18 protein-coding genes are annotated in these 15958 nt (G+C 56.0%); 6 read left to right on the top strand and 12 right to left on the bottom strand.

Annotation, left to right across the window (positions count from 1 at the left end):
* Positions 1 to 2 precede the first annotated feature (2 nt).
* The 3 genes from QMZ18_RS23760 to QMZ18_RS23750 all read right to left on the bottom strand — a co-directional run bounded on the left by QMZ18_RS23760 (position 3) and on the right by QMZ18_RS23750 (position 1572).
* Positions 3 to 491, bottom strand: a complete 489-nt coding sequence (locus tag QMZ18_RS23760) for a DUF2269 family protein (protein WP_282608853.1) — start codon at positions 489 to 491, stop codon at positions 3 to 5.
* 62 nt (positions 492 to 553) lie between these two features.
* Positions 554 to 1093 carry a cytochrome b/b6 domain-containing protein gene (locus tag QMZ18_RS23755; RefSeq protein ID WP_322097266.1) on the bottom strand — a complete coding sequence of 180 codons (540 nt, stop codon included), beginning with the start codon at positions 1091 to 1093 and terminating at the stop codon, positions 554 to 556.
* Between the two features lie 29 nt (positions 1094 to 1122).
* Entirely contained in the window at positions 1123 to 1572 is a 450-nt protein-coding gene (locus QMZ18_RS23750) for a MarR family winged helix-turn-helix transcriptional regulator (RefSeq protein WP_282608852.1), read from the bottom strand.
* Between the two features lie 323 nt (positions 1573 to 1895).
* Between QMZ18_RS23750 and QMZ18_RS23745 the strand changes: the two genes are divergently transcribed.
* The 3 genes from QMZ18_RS23745 to QMZ18_RS23735 all read left to right on the top strand — a co-directional run bounded on the left by QMZ18_RS23745 (position 1896) and on the right by QMZ18_RS23735 (position 5102).
* Complete coding sequence (locus QMZ18_RS23745) at positions 1896 to 2603, top strand: response regulator transcription factor (protein WP_282608851.1); 708 nt, start codon at positions 1896 to 1898, stop codon at positions 2601 to 2603.
* Positions 2600 to 4111 carry a cell wall metabolism sensor histidine kinase WalK gene (locus tag QMZ18_RS23740; RefSeq protein ID WP_282608850.1) on the top strand — a complete coding sequence of 504 codons (1512 nt, stop codon included), beginning with the start codon at positions 2600 to 2602 and terminating at the stop codon, positions 4109 to 4111. Before QMZ18_RS23745 ends, QMZ18_RS23740 begins: the two co-directional genes overlap by 4 nt.
* Positions 4112 to 4406: 295 nt before the next feature.
* A complete protein-coding gene (locus tag QMZ18_RS23735) occupies positions 4407 to 5102 on the top strand; it encodes a response regulator transcription factor (RefSeq protein ID WP_282608849.1) in 696 nt (231 codons plus the stop codon).
* Positions 5103 to 5566: 464 nt separating this feature from the next.
* Here QMZ18_RS23735 and QMZ18_RS23730 read toward each other — a convergent pair whose 3' ends face one another.
* From QMZ18_RS23730 to QMZ18_RS23705, 6 genes are all read right to left on the bottom strand, one after another.
* Positions 5567 to 6232, bottom strand: coding sequence for a GntR family transcriptional regulator (locus QMZ18_RS23730; protein WP_282608848.1), 666 nt, complete (start codon positions 6230 to 6232; stop codon positions 5567 to 5569).
* A 5-nt stretch (positions 6233 to 6237) separates the two neighbouring features.
* Positions 6238 to 7173: an aminotransferase class IV gene (locus QMZ18_RS23725; protein ID WP_282608847.1), complete on the bottom strand. Its 936-nt coding sequence runs from the start codon at positions 7171 to 7173 to the stop codon at positions 6238 to 6240.
* 85 nt (positions 7174 to 7258) lie between these two features.
* Positions 7259 to 8104, bottom strand: a complete 846-nt coding sequence (locus tag QMZ18_RS23720) for a transporter substrate-binding domain-containing protein (RefSeq protein WP_282608846.1) — start codon at positions 8102 to 8104, stop codon at positions 7259 to 7261.
* Positions 8105 to 8141: 37 nt separating this feature from the next.
* On the bottom strand, positions 8142 to 8915 hold the full coding sequence (locus QMZ18_RS23715; protein WP_282608845.1) for an amino acid ABC transporter ATP-binding protein: 774 nt from the start codon (positions 8913 to 8915) through the stop codon (positions 8142 to 8144).
* A gap of 9 nt (positions 8916 to 8924) precedes the next feature.
* Positions 8925 to 9590: an amino acid ABC transporter permease gene (locus QMZ18_RS23710; protein WP_282608844.1), complete on the bottom strand. Its 666-nt coding sequence runs from the start codon at positions 9588 to 9590 to the stop codon at positions 8925 to 8927.
* Position 9591: 1 nt separating this feature from the next.
* Positions 9592 to 10269 (bottom strand): amino acid ABC transporter permease, encoded by a 678-nt coding sequence (locus tag QMZ18_RS23705; protein ID WP_282608843.1) that lies wholly within the window; start codon positions 10267 to 10269, stop codon positions 9592 to 9594.
* A gap of 251 nt (positions 10270 to 10520) precedes the next feature.
* Here QMZ18_RS23705 and betC point away from each other — a divergent pair, with 251 nt between their 5' ends.
* Both betC and QMZ18_RS23695 read left to right on the top strand, forming a co-directional pair.
* Entirely contained in the window at positions 10521 to 12035 is a 1515-nt protein-coding gene (gene betC / locus QMZ18_RS23700; RefSeq protein WP_282608842.1) for a choline-sulfatase, read from the top strand.
* Between the two features lie 74 nt (positions 12036 to 12109).
* Positions 12110 to 12577 carry a DUF3592 domain-containing protein gene (locus QMZ18_RS23695; RefSeq protein WP_282608841.1) on the top strand — a complete coding sequence of 156 codons (468 nt, stop codon included), beginning with the start codon at positions 12110 to 12112 and terminating at the stop codon, positions 12575 to 12577.
* Positions 12578 to 12677: 100 nt separating this feature from the next.
* Here QMZ18_RS23695 and QMZ18_RS23690 read toward each other — a convergent pair whose 3' ends face one another.
* The 3 genes from QMZ18_RS23690 to QMZ18_RS23680 all read right to left on the bottom strand — a co-directional run bounded on the left by QMZ18_RS23690 (position 12678) and on the right by QMZ18_RS23680 (position 14489).
* Positions 12678 to 13331 (bottom strand): peroxiredoxin, encoded by a 654-nt coding sequence (locus tag QMZ18_RS23690; protein WP_282608840.1) that lies wholly within the window; start codon positions 13329 to 13331, stop codon positions 12678 to 12680.
* Between the two features lie 223 nt (positions 13332 to 13554).
* Positions 13555 to 13860: an anti-sigma factor gene (locus QMZ18_RS23685; RefSeq protein WP_282608839.1), complete on the bottom strand. Its 306-nt coding sequence runs from the start codon at positions 13858 to 13860 to the stop codon at positions 13555 to 13557.
* On the bottom strand, positions 13857 to 14489 hold the full coding sequence (locus QMZ18_RS23680) for a sigma-70 family RNA polymerase sigma factor (RefSeq protein ID WP_282608838.1): 633 nt from the start codon (positions 14487 to 14489) through the stop codon (positions 13857 to 13859). The genes QMZ18_RS23685 and QMZ18_RS23680 overlap by 4 nt, the downstream gene beginning before the upstream one ends.
* 179 nt (positions 14490 to 14668) lie before the next feature.
* Between QMZ18_RS23680 and QMZ18_RS23675 the strand changes: the two genes are divergently transcribed.
* Positions 14669 to 15919: a sodium:proton antiporter gene (locus QMZ18_RS23675; protein ID WP_282608837.1), complete on the top strand. Its 1251-nt coding sequence runs from the start codon at positions 14669 to 14671 to the stop codon at positions 15917 to 15919.
* Positions 15920 to 15958: the final 39 nt, after the last annotated feature.

The raw sequence follows: 15958 nt of genomic DNA, 5'->3' as shown, positions 1-15958 counted from the left end.
CTCTAAGCTTTCGCCCTGGCTGATCCGAAACCCGGTTTCAGCACGGCGACGAATACCGTCATCAAAGTGAGGGCCACGTTGATCGGACCAAATGTGCGCTCAAGGGCTGCGACGGCGTGAAACTGTTCCCAGGAAAGCGCCCCTTGAACGACTTGCCCCGCCGCGATAGCAAGCTCGCCACCTGCTGGGTAGAGTATGAAGGCCGCATTGAGGATGATAAGCACCCCCAGAACCTGATGGAGGGTAAGCCAGCGAATCTTGAAAACTCCAAACCTTCCGGAGACCGTCAGAACCACGCCCGTCACAAGCAGGAGGATCAGGCCTGGGAGCGTCACATAGATGATTGCCACCTCGATCGCCTGGCGCGCAAAAAGTAGGGTCTCCGGGTCTTGATCCGCGCCTGCGTTCAACGATATCGCGATGTGTCCAAAGACACTGCCAAGGAACATCGCGAGCCCAATCAAATGAAGGGCTTTGACGAATTTGCGCATTTCTCTTCGGCTCCTAAAATGTTACCCGGCTTCGAGACGCTGGCCGCACGTTCGCAATAACATCAACCTGCGGCGAACCACATGCGTCGCAGCAGCCCATCCCGCTTTAAAATCTGGTGATAAAGCGCCGCACCAGCGTGGACGACAAATAGTGCGATCATCGCCCGGGCACCGATCCCGTGCGGAACACGCGGCAGGTAATCCCAAAAGTCCGGCAAGGTTTCAGCCGAAGCCCCGAAGATGATGGCGCCGGCCCCGGAGAGCACCATCATGCCGATGCCACTCGCCGTCATACCTAAAATCACGACGTAGAACAGGAAGTGCACAGCGCGTGAAAATTGAACCTGCCATGTCGGCATCGGTATCGACGCGGGTTTCCTATCCGCGAACAACCACCAAATGACACGCGCAAGGGTCAACAGCAGGATCGTTATGCCCAGCGGAACATGCACTTGTAAAATTGCCGCTTTCGCGGCGGTATCTTCCATCCCGCCTGCACGAAATCCCGAAGCAATGAGCACGAGGATCAGGAAGGCGCTGAGCCAATGAATGGATACGGCGACAGTGCCGTATTGAGTGTCTGAGCTTTTCATCGGCATCATTGTTTTCCTGTCGTCAGTCTTTCAAGCTGCTACGGGTCGTCCGCTTCGAGGCGCTGGTGGAAGGTTCGTAAGACCGTTAGTGCCTCTTCGATCTCTTCCACGGGCAGTCCTTTGGCGTGACGGTTTGACCATTCGATCTGGCGCTGATTGACCTGTTCGAGAGCGCCCTTCCCTTCGGAAGTCAGTCGCACGAGCTGCGCACGGCGGTGGTTCGGGTTCTCTTCAAATCTGACCAGTCCCTCATCGGCCAGGACATTGGCCACCCGTTGGACGGCCTGCCTGGTCAATCCCATATTCCGGGCTATCTGCGCTACTGGCAGCGGTGCCTCTTCAATTGCACCAACGACTTGCCATCTCGCGCTCGTTAGTCCGAGATCCTTGGTCAGGTGATCACCGGCCGCCAGAAGGCGCCCGTTCAGGCGGAAAGTTTCCAGTATAAGTTCCGTTAAAACAGCTCCTGCTGCGGTGTGGGTCGTCATCGTCGGTTTATCCTTACGACAACATGTAGTCAATACGACAATATGTTGTCAATATGAATTTAAGCCAATGTTGCGACAGTGCCCGGGAGCAGCGGCGCACGGCCGTCAGATTAAAACTCTGACCTTGTTATATGTCGCCTCATGTCAGAACGCAGCGTTTTGATTACCCGCGGACAATCACGGATTTGTTTAACAACAGCGGTGAACCAGATATGGAGGCACAAGGTGATTTAGGCGTGATACTCTCGTGATCATTCTTTGGGAAGGTTGCTGATAACTTGGAAAATCACCAGCTTTCGTCGATCGACACACATGGACCAAGTATGCCGCGCAACATTCTACTGATCGAGGATAATGCCGATCTTGCGCATCTGTTACCGCTTCATCTCGTCGATTTGGACTGTAACGTCGACTCGGCTCGCGACGGCGCCGTCGGCCTGCAGAAGGCTCTGACCGGGCAGTATGAACTGATCATTCTCGATCTGCTGTTACCGCAAATCAACGGTATCGATCTATGCCAGCGCGTCAGGCGCGAGAACATCACGACCCCGATTCTCATGCTGACGTCCAAATCATCGGAGCTCGATCGCGTTCTGGGCCTAGAGGTCGGCGCCGATGATTACCTAACAAAGCCGTTCAGCATGCGCGAGCTCTTAGCAAGAGTTAAAGCGATTCTGCGCCGACAGGAAGTCTACCTCACTAAGCATTCAGGCAGCACGCCAACCTTGCGCATCGGTTCGATCGTGATCAATACAGATGAACGCACGATCGAATTGGATCGAGAACGGATTGAGTTGACTGCGAAAGAGTTCGATCTCTTGCTACATTTTGCAAGCAATCCGAACCGTGTGTTCACCCGCTCGCAGCTTTTGGACGCAGTCTGGGGTTACAATCACGATGGCTACGAGCACACCGTGAACTCCCATATTAACCGGCTGCGTGCCAAGATCGAGTCTGATCCGCGCAACCCAGATGTTATCGTGACTGTTTGGGGTATTGGCTACAAGCTTGGCCTATCAGAGAACTCATGATTCATCCGCTTCGAGGTTTTACCGTCAAGCTGATCGCATTGCTCGTGTTTTTGATTGCGTTGCTTGGCGTTTTCCAAGTCGTGCTTACGATCAAGACCACGCGGCTGCACTTGATGCAGGTGGATCAAAGCCTCAATCGCGAGTTGGCTGCACATATTGTTCAGGATAAATGGTTCTCGTCAGGTACCGATCTCTTGGGCGGCGAGTTTAAACCGATTGTCGATCGGCTTATGAGTATCAATCCAACTGCCGAAATCTACCTGCTCGACCGCGAAGGGACCATCCTTCGCTATTCGGCGCCACCCGAGCAAATCAAACTGGATAAAATCGCGATTGAACCGATCGAGACGCTCATAGCAGGCAAGACCGATCTTCCCATCGTCGGCGATGATCCGCGCGATCCCTCATCGCCAAAAGCCTTCTCTACAGCACCAATTGAGATCGATGGTCAGCTTTCAGGCTATCTTTACGTGGTGTTGGGTGGTCACGCCTATCAATCGGCAACCGACATGTTCGTGGGCAATCAGATCCTCCGTCTCAGTCTGTTGATCATGGTCGTAGGACTGGGACTGGCAATCGTATTCGGCGCCCTCGTCTCGCACCTGCTTGTACGCCGTCTTCGCCGCCTCTCAGATTCGATGATCGCGTTTGCGGACAATGAATTCCGACTCGCGCCGGAGCCGGCGACGTTGGCGAGCGGTGACGAAGTAGACGCTCTAACCGCGGCTTTCCATGGCATGGCCCGGCGGATCCAGGAACAACTGTCCGACTTGGAGGCAATCGACCTATCACGTCGCGAGCTGATTATGCATATCTCCCATGATCTGAAGACGCCACTTGCTGGGCTGAATGGCTACCTTGAAACATTGAAAATGAAATGGGAGCAACTCGATCAAGGCGAACGTCAAACCTATCTCGATTCATCGTTGGCGCTTAGTCGTCAACTCGAACAGATGATCGCGGATCTGTTCGAGCTGGCCCGACTGAATACGGCCGAGGCACCGCTCACGCCGGAAACCTTCTCGATGGATGAATTGGTACAGGACGTCTGCATGCGTTTTCAGTTCGAGGCGAAGGCTGGCGAGATAACCCTCGACGCCCTGGTCGCAGCCCCGGGCCATTTCGTTACGGCTGATATCGGTCTGGTCGAGCGCGCTCTTACCAACATAATCGACAATGCAATCAAGTTTACACCAACGGGTGGCTCAGTCAGCGTGTCCGTCAGTCGGCGCGACGAGAAGGTCGTGACGAAGGTTGTCGACACTGGCGTCGGTATGCCTGAGTGCGAGCATGCCAATATCTTTGATCGCTTTTACCGCATTGAACACGGGCGGACCGAAACCAGTGGTACCGGCCTTGGTCTGGCGATCGCCAAACGCATCATCGAGTTGCATGACGGGCAGATCGACGTAACGAGCAAGATCAAGAAGGGCACGACGTTGTCCTTCCGTTTACCCATCGCCCTTCCAGCACCAGTCGAGCAAACCGCCTCTCCGTCACCTTTGTGACGGCTTATCAGTCTGCGCGTTTCGGTGAATGCTCAGCGAAGCAATCCCCAATGATTTCTAAATGTTACGGCTCAATGCCGTAACAAAACCTTGCACCTTCCCTTCGAACAAAAAAAAGCGCGGAAATTCAACGGCCTCCGACGCGATCGAATCAATGTTATGCCGTGATACATTCGTGATTTTTTGGCGTGATAATGGCCGCAATCTTGATCAGACGTATTTAGCTTTCTCACTCTCGATCTCGAGTGGCAAGCACGGCAAATTTTACTAAAAATAAGAAACTCGGAGAAAACTGATGCGACCCAAAATCTCGGGGAAGGTCCTCGTCGCTGTCGATGACTTGGACTTACGCAGATCTGTGGCCACTCATTTGGAGCTTTACGAAGGCCTCGTTGCGATCCAAACGGATAGCGGCAAACAAGCACTCGAACTCGTTAAGGACATGTGCGTGGCGACGGTCCTGATCGACGCAGACTTGCCAGACATTGACGGTGAAGATCTCTGTAGCCTCATGCGGCGCCGCGGCGTGAAGATTCCGATAGTCCTGTTGAGTGCCCGTGACGATGATGCCGATGTCATTCTCGGTCTGGACAGTGGCGCCAGCGATTACATCATAAAGCCAATTCATATGGGCGTACTGTTGGCGAGAATTCGCGCTCAACATCGTCATTTCGCTCAGCTCTATAACGCGGTTTTCCCGATCGGCCCTTACGTTTTTTGCCCCAATGCCAGAATCCTGGCTCACAGGGAGACGGACCAAAAGATCCGTCTCACCGAAAGAGAATCGTCGATCCTCAACAGTCTTTATCGCATGGGCGGGAAGCCGGTCCCGGCTGAATGGATTATCGGCGAAGTCTGGGGCGAACAGGTAAACGTCAACCCTCACGTCGTCGAAACCCATATTTATCGCCTTCGGCAAAAACTCGAACCGGACCCAACCAATCTGCAGATGTTGGTTACCGACTCAGGCGGCTATCGGTTGATCCAATAGTGCCTTCATTTTTATCGCCCTTAACGCATCTTCCTGAACGCCATGTAATGAAAAATTCGAAATGTAAGTTAACAGATCAATTGTCGTATTGATTCTGGCCAATGGCAACTCGTTAGATGGGAAAGTGAATACGAGTTTACAGATATTCCTGGTCTGGATCGGCCACGCATTTTGATCCCAAACGCGACCTTAGGCTTGATGCGCCGCGCCCGCTGATTCTTACTAAGAATGCCGTCGAATACCTCTTTCGAATCCCTGGTTGCTTTATACTCCTGTGCTTGATTTCCGGCAGGACTATGGCGTCTTGTCCAGAGCACACCCTTCTCGCGACGATGCCTTTTCTCTAAGGGATCGCGTTCTGTTTTTACATTGCGATGACCACACTTGGCATCCCAGTTTTCGTGATAATCGCGGAGAGTAAATCTAATGAAGAACGTGTTTTCAAATCGAGCGGCTATCCACCCTCAAGCCTCCGGCACGGCCGCAATCACCATATCGAGACCCTGCTTCATGTGTTCGCCGATGTGCACCTGCATGGCCGCCAAGTCGTCGCCGGTCGCGATCTTGAGGTACTCGGTGGTCATGTGGCCGAATTCTCCCTGGGCGCCGTGCATACGGTGATGCAAGGAGAGATAGATTTGGACCAGGGGAACCAGACGCTGCCAATGGGATTGCAGCAAAGAATGCCCGGAGACATCGTAGATCCAGGAGTGGAAGTTGGTTTCCAGTTCGATGGCCATGGCCTGATCGTTTTGAGCGTGAACGGCAATCAGCGCGTCGTAGCGTCTTTGCAGATCGGCACAGGCCTCGGGCGTGCGTTTGTCCCAGGCCAGGCGGAAGGCAAACTGCTCCAGCTCGGTACGCATGGAGTAGAGCTCCCGCAGGTCCGTGACACTGACCGACCGGACGAAGAGGCCCTTATAGGGCTGGCTGATGAGAACGCCCCGGTCGACCAGCTCGCGAATGGCTTCGCGTAACGGCGCGCGGCTGACATGGAGCTGGTTGGCAAGGGCAGTTTCGGTCAGGCGTTCGCCGGGCGCAAAGTGGCCGCCGGTGATCATGGCGTGCAGCTGCCGGGTGATCTGTGCCCGAAGGGTTCCATCTTCCACCGGCTGGAGTTTGGCATTCATCACCGTCATTTACCCTGTTGTACTGCCTGCCTGATCAAGGATTTGTAGAGTTCGCGCAGGCGCAGGAAGACTGGCCCGGCTTTGCGCCCGCCGATGATTCTGCCGTCGATTTCGAAGACCGGCGTCTGGGCACCGAAGGTTCCGGTGAGAAAGACTTCGTCCGCGCCGTAGCTGTCAACAAGGGAATAGTTTCGTTCATAAACCGGAATGCCGTTATCACGGCAGAGATCGATGACCTTTTGCCGTGTAATGCCATTCATGCAGTAGTCGCCCGTTGAGGTCCATACCTCTCCTTTCCGCACAATGAAAAAGTTGCAGGCATTGGTCGTGTTCACGAATCCGAAGGGATCGAGCATCAAGGCTTCGTCAGCCCCTGCCCGCAGCGCGTGGTTGAGCGCGATGATGCAATTCAGCTTGGAATGCGAATTGAGTTTTGCGTCCTGGGTCAGCGGCAGTCCGCGATGGTGCGGGACCGTATGAAGCCTGATTCCCTTATGAATGACATCTTCACTGGGCCTGGAGTGTTCTGCAATGATGACGATGGTTGAGCCGAAAACACTGAGGTGGGGATGCTGGAACGGCTTGCGCTTCCGCCCCCGTGTGACCATGAGGCGGATGTGGACGTCGGTCTGCATGTTATTGGCATCCAGTGTGTCCTGAATTGCCTGAGTCAGTTGCTCCCGAGTCTTGCCAATCTCGAGATCGATGTAGAGGGCAGCCTCGTAGAGCCTGTCCAGGTGATCCTCGAGAAAATAGACGACACCGTCCTGCAGACGCAGGCCTTCCCAGATACCGTCGCCAAGCATGAAGCCGCTGTCATAGACCGAAACCTTGGCATCGTCCCGACGTAGAATTTCGCCGTCAACATAGATACGGATATCAGCATTGCGCTCATCCTCGAGCGCCTCGTGTGTCGAAGACTTCTGTTGGTTATCGGCCATCGGCCATTACGTCCTTCTGCTATCTGCTGCCGTTACTGAATCCCAAATCCTGGCGGTGCGTTGAAGCACCGCCAGGTTCGGCAGGTCAACGGGCGAACAGAAGCTCACGCTGGATAACCGGAGACGCCTTGGGATCCAGTCCGAATTCGGTCAGGAACTCCTCGTACCAACGCTGGGTCCGGCCGGTCTCGTAGTAATAGTAGATCGTGTGGCTGATCCAGTCGCGGAAGGTCTTGTCGGCTTCCCGCCGCACAGCCATGGACGACGGCGAACTGAAGGCCGGCGTCGGGATCACCAGCTTGCCGGCGCCGAACTTCTTCCGAGCCGCCAGCAGTGGTGGATGGAAAAGGGATACAGCATCGACACGGCCGGACTGGAAAGCCGCCAGGGCCGCACCGTTATCCGGGAAGCGCTGGATATCCGCGTTGGGAATGTTACGGGTCAGAAAGGCGTCCATGCTGGTTGCCTGCGGAACCGCAACTTTCACATCAGCCTTGTTCAGATCTTCCCAGCGCTCCGCAGGAAGATCGTCCCGGGCCAGAACCGCCAGTGAAATATACAGCAACGGCTGGAAGGGATAGTCGACCACAAGGGCGCGCTTTGGAGTGGCGTCCAGGAACATCATGTCGATCTTGTTGGCCTGGAGAGCAGCAATGGCTGTGGCCCAGGTTACCTCGACCGTCTCCAACTCGACGCCCATATCCTCGGCCATCGATTTGCCGACTGAAACGATCAGTCCGCTGTCCCATTCTCCGGTCGTGGGATTTTTCGAGTACCAGGGTGGCGCCTGGGTAACGCCCATGCGTAACTTTCCGCTCGCCTGAATGGCTTCCCAGGTCGATTGGGCTTCCGCGTTATGGCTCAATCCCAGTGTGAAAACGGCTGCTATGACTGCAATCGAACGCAACAGCCAGGTTCCAAGTTTTGTCATTGTTATTCTCCTCTCCCCTTTATTGATTCGGTTTTCCTCAATCCGGCAATTTAAACAGCGAATGCCCCTCCAGGAATTCGCGCATCCTGGTGGTTTCCGGATCCTTTAAAACTTTTTGCGGCTCGCCCTGCTCCAGGATCGTGCCTTCGTGCAGGAACAGAACCCTGTTTGCCACGTGATAGGCGAAGCCAAGCTCATGGGTGACCACGAGCATAGTCATTCCCTCCTCCGCCAATTGGCGCATGGTCTTCAGCACTTCGCCGACCAGCTCCGGGTCCAGAGCCGAGGTGACTTCGTCGAACAGCATGACGTCCGGATCCATGGCGAGGGCGCGGGCAATGGCCACGCGCTGCTTCTGACCGCCCGACAGCCGAGCGGGATACTCTTCCGCTTTGTCCGCCAGCCCGACTCTTTCGAGCTGCTGGCGGGCTTTATCTTCCGCCTCAGGCTTGCTGCGCCCCAGGACGGTGACCTGCCCTTCCATCACATTACCAAGCACCGTCATGTGCGGGAACAGATTGAAGTGCTGGAACACCATTCCGATCCGGGTACGCAGCTTGCAGAGCTCGCGTTCGCGGTACTGCATTCCGCCGTTGTTTTCGCTTCCAACCAATTCACCGTGCAATGACACCTGCCCTTCACTCGGTGTCTCCATGAAGTTGACGCAGCGCAGCAGCGTACTTTTACCCGAGCCGCTGGAGCCCAGAAGCACGACCGTCTCGCCGGAATCCACCGTCAGGTCGATGCCCTTGAGAACCTCAAGCGGGCCAAAGCTTTTGTGCAGGTTTTCGATTCTGACAATCTCAGTCATGGCTGTTCATCAATCGCTTTTTCGTAAGGTCCGTTCCAAGGCATAGGTCGCCTGGACCACCGGATAGAGGACGACAAAGAAAATCAAGGCGACCGCGGTGTAGGATTCGATAGGATTGAAATTCAAATCTGCAATCAGCTTGGCCTGGTTGAGGGTCTCCACGTAGGCCACCACGGAAGCCAGGGTGGACATCTTGAAGACCTCGATACCCCTGTTGGTCAGCGCCGGCAGGATCCGCTTGATCGCCACGGGCATGATAATTCGCCGCAGCGTCTGCCCATAGGTCATACCGATGGCCTTGCCGGCTTCCCACTGGCCCGGCTCGATTGACTGGATTCCGGCACGGTAGATCTCGGCCGAGAAGGCCATGGTGTTAAGGGAGATACCTAAAACCGCGGCCAGGAAGGGATTGACCTCGATCCCGGTGAGGATCGGAAAGGCGTAGTAGAACCAGATGATCTGAACCAGGACCGGCGTGTTGCGGAAAATCTCGACGAATGCGGTTGCCGGCCAGCGCAAAGCGCTGTTTTGCGCATAGCGCCCCATACCCACGACAAGTCCGCCGCTCAGCCCCAGGACGACAGTCACCAGGAACATCACGACCGTGCCCTTCAGGCCGACCCAGAGGACCTCCCAGTTCTGAAAGATAGTGGCGAAGTCCCAAGTGTGCTGCATGTCAGCGCACCGTGCTTTCACCGGACCGCGCCAGGCGGTGTTCGACGGCGATGGAGATCTGACTGAAGGTGAAGATCAGCAAGAAGTAGATCACCGCAACGACCGTGTAGACCTCCAGCGGGCGGAATGTCTTTTGCGCCAGATCGTTGGCCTGGAACATGAGATCGGCGTAGGCAACGGTGGAGACGAGCGTGGTCGTCTTCAACAGTTCGATCGAGCGTTCCATAAAGGCCGGTATCATGCGCTTGACCGCCTGTGGCAGCACGATCCGACGCAGGGACTGACCGTAAGTCATGCCGATCGCCTTGGCCCCCTCCCACTGCCCCTTGTCGATCGAGAGAATGCCGCCGCGAAAAACCTCGGCAAAGAACGCGGAGGATTGGATCGAGAAAGTCACGATTGCCGCGATGAAGGGTGTCATGCGCACGTCGATCAGAATGGGCAGCGCAAAGAAAAACCAAAAGAGCTGAACCAGCGGTGGCGTGGTCCGGAAGAACTCGATGATGAAAGCTGATCCGACGGACAGCGGCCGTATGGTGGAAAGACGCGACAACGCGAGAAACAGGCCGAGCGGAATACCGAAAGCCAACGCAAGCGCCGTAACAACGAGCGTGTTGCCCAGACCAAGCAGCAGCAGGTCGATATCGCTCAAGACCGCTAAAAAATTCCACTCGACCATTGGGTCCCCCTCGGAGCGGTATTTGCTGGAAGCCAGCCACTGATCGGCGCCACTTCCCGCCTCTCCTCCCGAAGCCGCGGTACTGCTCCGACAACTCGTACCGGCGTCTGATCTGACGCCCAAACTGACATCCCCTAAGACGTCACTCCGATGTCTCGAGTCTTTTCTGTTACATCTTTAATATCTCAATTTAGTAGTATTGTCGACAATCTTATTATAGGATTTTGCGCATCATAGAGGGGAAGCTAATCATGACCCAGCCCAACATCCTGTTCATCATGGCCGATCAAATGAGCGCAAAGGCCCTGCCAATGTACGGTCATCCGGTGGTGCAGGCCCCTGCCCTCAGCAGGCTGGCGGAAGAGGGCGTGGTCTTTGAGACGGCCTATTGCAACTCACCGCTTTGCGGTCCCTCCCGCCTCTCAATGATGTCGGGTCTGCTGCCGCACAAGGTCGGCGCCTACGACAACGCGCCTGAATTCGCAGCCACAATTCCGACCTTCGCCCACTATCTGCGCTTGTCCGGATATCTGACCTGCCTGAGCGGCAAGATGCACTTTGCCGGTCCGGATCAGCTGCACGGCTTCGAGGAGCGTCTGACCACGGACATCTACCCCTCGGACTTCAGTTGGACGCCCAACTGGTCGGAACCGGAGGCCAGAGTGCGCTTTCAGGACATGCAGAACGTGGTGGAAACGGGACCCTGTGCCCGCTCCCTTCAAATCGACTACGATGATGAGGTGGAGTATCAGGCAAAACGCTGGCTGTTCGATCAGGCGCGCAAGAAAGACGACCAACCTTTTATGCTCACCGTCTCCTTCACCTCGCCGCACGACCCCTACGTCGCCGAGCCGCGATTCTGGGACCTTTACAAAGACGAGGAGATCGACCTGCCCACAGTCGGGCCGATCTCGCACAATGAGCGCGACGCCCACAGCGCGCGCATCTTCGAGCACTACTCGGTCGGGGAAATCGAGGTCACCGAGGCCATGCTCCGGCGCATGCGGCACGGCTACTATGCCTCGATCAGCTATATCGACGCGAAGGTCGCAAACCTTATGGCGACGCTGGAGCAGGCCGGCCTGCAAGATGACACCATCGTGATCTTTACCTCCGACCACGGCGACATGATGGGCGAGCGCGGGCTGTACTACAAAAAGACCTTCTTCGAGTGGGCTCTGCGCGTGCCACTGATTTTCCGGGGGCCGAAACACTTCGGTCCGGGACGGGTCAAGCCGCCGGTTTCTCTGCTCGATATGCTAGCGACGCTGCAGGAGCTCGGCGGTGGATCCGTCGGAGACATTCTGGAGACCGATGGTCAGTCTCTGGCCGGCGCACTGAAGGGCGAGTCCTTACCTAGCCGGATGGTGGCCGGGGAATTTCTGGCCGAAGGTGTGTTCGACCCCACCTTCATGCTGCGCGACGACACCTACAAATACTTCCACAGCGAAACCGATCCCCCCCTTCTGTTCGATCTGAATCAGGATCCTGACGAGCGAAATAACCTGGCCAGCGAAGAGACCCACAAACCGGACGTGGCGGCCTTCAGGAAAGTGGCATCGGAGCTCTGGAATGCCGAGGAAATCAAGGCACAAATCCTTGCAGATCAAAACCGTCGCCGTCTTGTCGCGCGCGCTCACACCATCGGCCGTCCACCGGTTTGGGATTACCAGCCGATGACAGATGCCTCCCAGCAATGGGTGCGGACCGGGAAATGGACCACGGAGGTGGAGGGCGAAGCGCATCTGGGGGTGCAGGTTACATGATCCCTTAGCGCAACCCTACGCGCCGACGACGATACTCTGGCAGTAGAGTTGCTCGTCGCTTAGACTTACCAGCCATGACGATACTCTCTCGATCTCAATTTGACCCGACACACATCGCCTGGATCGTGCCTTACATCGCGATGGTGGTCGGTACGGCCTTGTACTACGCGGGCAACCAACTGCGTTCTGAACAAAGTGACTTCGCGCAGCATTCGCAGGAAGTATCTTTGATGGTCGTCTTCGTTTTCTCGGAGATCGATGAGGACGGTGGCCAGCGGTTCACACCGGTTTTTGAGACGGTTACAAGCGATGGACAGACCATTCGCTACCGCTCGAAGGTTTCAACATTCCCAGCCCTCCATCAGGTTGGAGATGTGGTGCCCGGGCGCTACGCACCCGAAACCGGCGAACTGAAGAGTTACGACACCATGGAAACGTCCAGCGAAGTCGGTTGGAGCTTCACCATTCTGGGAGGCTTTTTCGCGATCGGGGGAATGTACCTGGCTGTTCGCCGGTATTTGCAAGACAAGCAAGTGCCGTAAGGTCAAAGCGCAAAAGACGAGGATACAGGTAAAAACGGCCCCCCCGCATGGAGGAGGCCGTTTGTTTCTACCTGAACCGAAGCTCGGATATCGCTCGTGATCAGGTGCCTGGCTGCTTGGTGAAGCGCAGGTAAGGCTTGGGTTGCTCGTAGCTGCCGAAGGTTTCTTTGGCTTCGTCGTCGGAAACAGCCGGCGTGATGATCACCTTGTCGCCCTGCTTCCACTGCGCCGGCGTCGCAACCTTGTGGGCGGCGGTCAGCTGCATGGAATCGATTACCCGCAGGATCTCGTCAAAGTTCCGGCCGGTGGTCATGGGATAGGTTAGTGACAGCTTGATCTTCTTGTCCGGACCGACAACGAAGACCGAACGCACCGTGGCATTGTCCGCCGGCGTGCGGCCATCGGAGCTATCTCCCGCTTCGGCCGGCAGCATGCCATAGAGTTTCGCGACTTTAAGTTCCGGATCGCCGATAAGCGGGTAGTCCACCGCGTTCCCGGTGACGTCCTTGATGTCCTGTTTCCATTTGTGATGATTGTCGACCGGATCAACCGATATGCCGATAATCTTGCAGTTCCGGGCTTGGAATTCACCGGCCAGACCGGCCATGTAGCCGAGCTCAGTCGTACAAACCGGTGTAAAATCCTTGGGATGCGAGAACAACACGCCCCAGCTGTCACCCAGCCAGTCGTGAAAGGTGATCTCACCGGCAGTCGTGTCGGCGGTAAAATTGGGAGCTTCATCGTTGATACGCATGGCGAAGTCTTCCTCGTTAGATTTTTGAATCGTGAATCAGTGTTGGTAGGCGCTGTACCGGGAACCGGTGACAATGATTACTTAAGTGCGCGTCGGGAAACTAAAATAGAAAAAATTGCTTTCCCAGTCCCAAAAACGACAGCAACCAATTCTATTCGTAACGATCAGCACGAAGTTCCGCAAGAACGTGTGTGTAAAAACAATTTGATCAGAGATCCTTCCTTCAAGCGTTACGCGCCGCCAGGACCGCCGCAACCAGATCCTGCGGAACACTCTCGGGCAGATCCGTTTCCTCCGTCTTCAAACTGGCTTTGGTCAGCGTCATCGAAGCTTCGTAGGCTCGCAGGTACTCACGGCACTCACGGCAGACCTTCAGGTGCATCTTAAAGATCGTGCATTGATGGGCCGGGAGTTCCTCTTCCAGATAGGCCAGGACAAAGTCCTCGAACTCGTTACAAGTGATCATCAACGGCAGCTTAAACATGGTGCCGTGGATCCGCCGTTTGATGGTTTTTCTGGGAGCAGTCATAGTTCTTGCCCTCTGATCAACGGTTCCAAAAGTTTCTTCAGCGCCGCGCGGGCCCGATGAAGCCTGACTTTCACATTTGCCTCGCTCAGTTCCAAAGCATTTGCGACTTCGCCCGTGGTCATTTCCTCGATATCCCGCAATACCAGTACGACGCGGTAGGCATCCGGCAGTTTGTCGATCTGCGCTGCGACATGCGCCTTGGTTTGGGTCCGTTGCAGCAGTTGTTCCGGAGTTTCGAAATTAGCCCAAGGCGCCTCAATCCGGCAGCCGTTGTCATCGAAGACCGGAAGCCACTCGTCGATGGATTCATCTTTTTGTGTCCGGTTACGGCGAAAAACCGTCAAGGCCTCATTGACCAAAATGCGATGCATCCAGGTCTTAAGTCCTGAGCGTCCTTCGAAGCTGTCGAGGTTGCCGAATATCTTGACGAAGGCGTTCTGGACCGCGTCCTCAGCGTGCCCCTCGTCACGCAAGATGCGCCGCGCGACCGCCAGCATCCAGGTAACGTTCGTTCGTACAAAGTCTGCGGTGACGGCCGCATTACCAGCGCGCAGCAATTCAACCTCGCCACTCTCGCTGACGGGGGTTTCTTCGCGCGGCGGCTGAGGTTCGGGCAGGCAGGCATTCACGGCACAGGTCGCTCGCTAAGCGGACGGCAAAATTGTGTCAAATCGGAGTGCCCCCGGAACCCGCCAAAATAATATCCCGAAAGACTGTAACCTAATTCCGGCTCAATGCATCTGACAAATGAACGGCCGGTGTTTCTAACCAAGATCGCGCGGCCGCGTTTTTGTCTGAACGGATTCTCATGGCCTTACTGATTTTGACCGTTTTTACCGTTGGTTTTTGCATGATTGCGCGACGCTTGTCGTCGACGGTTCTGACCGCGCCGATGGTCTTTATTGCGCTGGGAATCCTGTTCGCCGAAACCGGTTTTCTGCCACAGGCCGACGCTGAAACAAGCCTGCACCTGGTCGCTGAGGTCGCTCTAATCCTGTTGCTGTTTCTGGATGCAGCCCAGACAGACCTCTCCGCCTTGCGGGCCCGCCACACCTGGCCATTGCGGATGCTGATCATCGGGCTGCCGCTGTCCATTCTGCTCGGCACGCTCGCTGCCCTCCCCCTACTGGACGGCTGGCCGATCTTCGCAGTGGCATTGATGGCCGCCATCCTTGCGCCGACCGATGCTGCACTGGGACAGGCAGTAGTCACCAACCCCATCGTACCGGAACGAGTGCGTCGGGCGCTAACCGTGGAGAGCGGCCTCAACGACGGTCTCGCACTACCGGTCGTGTTGTTGTTTGCCAGCCTCACGGCGCAAGAAATGGGGCAGGACGACACGAACTGGATTCTGTTCGGTGCCATGCAGCTGCTGCTCGGACCGCTGGCGGGTGTGTTTGTTGGTTACCTCGGCGGCAAGTTGCTGATCGCGGCTCAGACGCGCCAGTGGACTTCGGAAATATACGAAGGCATTGCCGCAGTCGCGCTCGCCGGCATGGCCTACCTTGGCGCAGATGTCATCGGCGGTAATGGCTTTATCGCCGCCTTCGTCGCCGGGCTCAGTTTTGGGAATGTGCTCAAAGGGCGCTGCAAATTCGTCTACGAGTTCACTGAGAGCGACGGTCAAATCGTCACCTGGGCCGCATTCTTTCTCCTCGGTCTGGCATTGGTGCCGGAGGCCATAGCTCACCTGACCTGGCCGGTGTTCGCACTTATCCTGATTTCACTTTTCATCGTGCGACCCCTGGCTATCTGGCTGTCGCTGCTGGGCAGCGACGCCTCGCCGACCACCCGCATCTTTTTCGGCTGGTTCGGTCCGCGCGGCCTGGCCACCGCCCTCTTCGCCCTTTTGGTGGTGCAGAAGATCGATCACGACTTTGCCAAGCCTGTTCTGTTCCTCGCGGTCAACGCAGTCTGGATCAGTGCCCTTTTACACGGCATCAGCGCTGTGCCGGGCGCGAAACTCTTCGCCGCAAAAATCAGCAAGCTAGGCGACTGCCCGGAGACGGAAGCCATCACGGTTTCCGCGAAGCCGCTGATTACACGCCACCATCATTGAAATCACAATCCCATTCAAATCACTGAGTAAAGAAACAGG

Source organism: Pelagibius sp. Alg239-R121 (assembly GCF_947331435.1).
Classification (GTDB): domain Bacteria; phylum Pseudomonadota; class Alphaproteobacteria; order Kiloniellales; family Kiloniellaceae; genus Denitrobaculum.
Note: the sequence above shows the minus strand (reverse complement) of the source record. Positions and strands in the feature narration are given on the sequence as shown.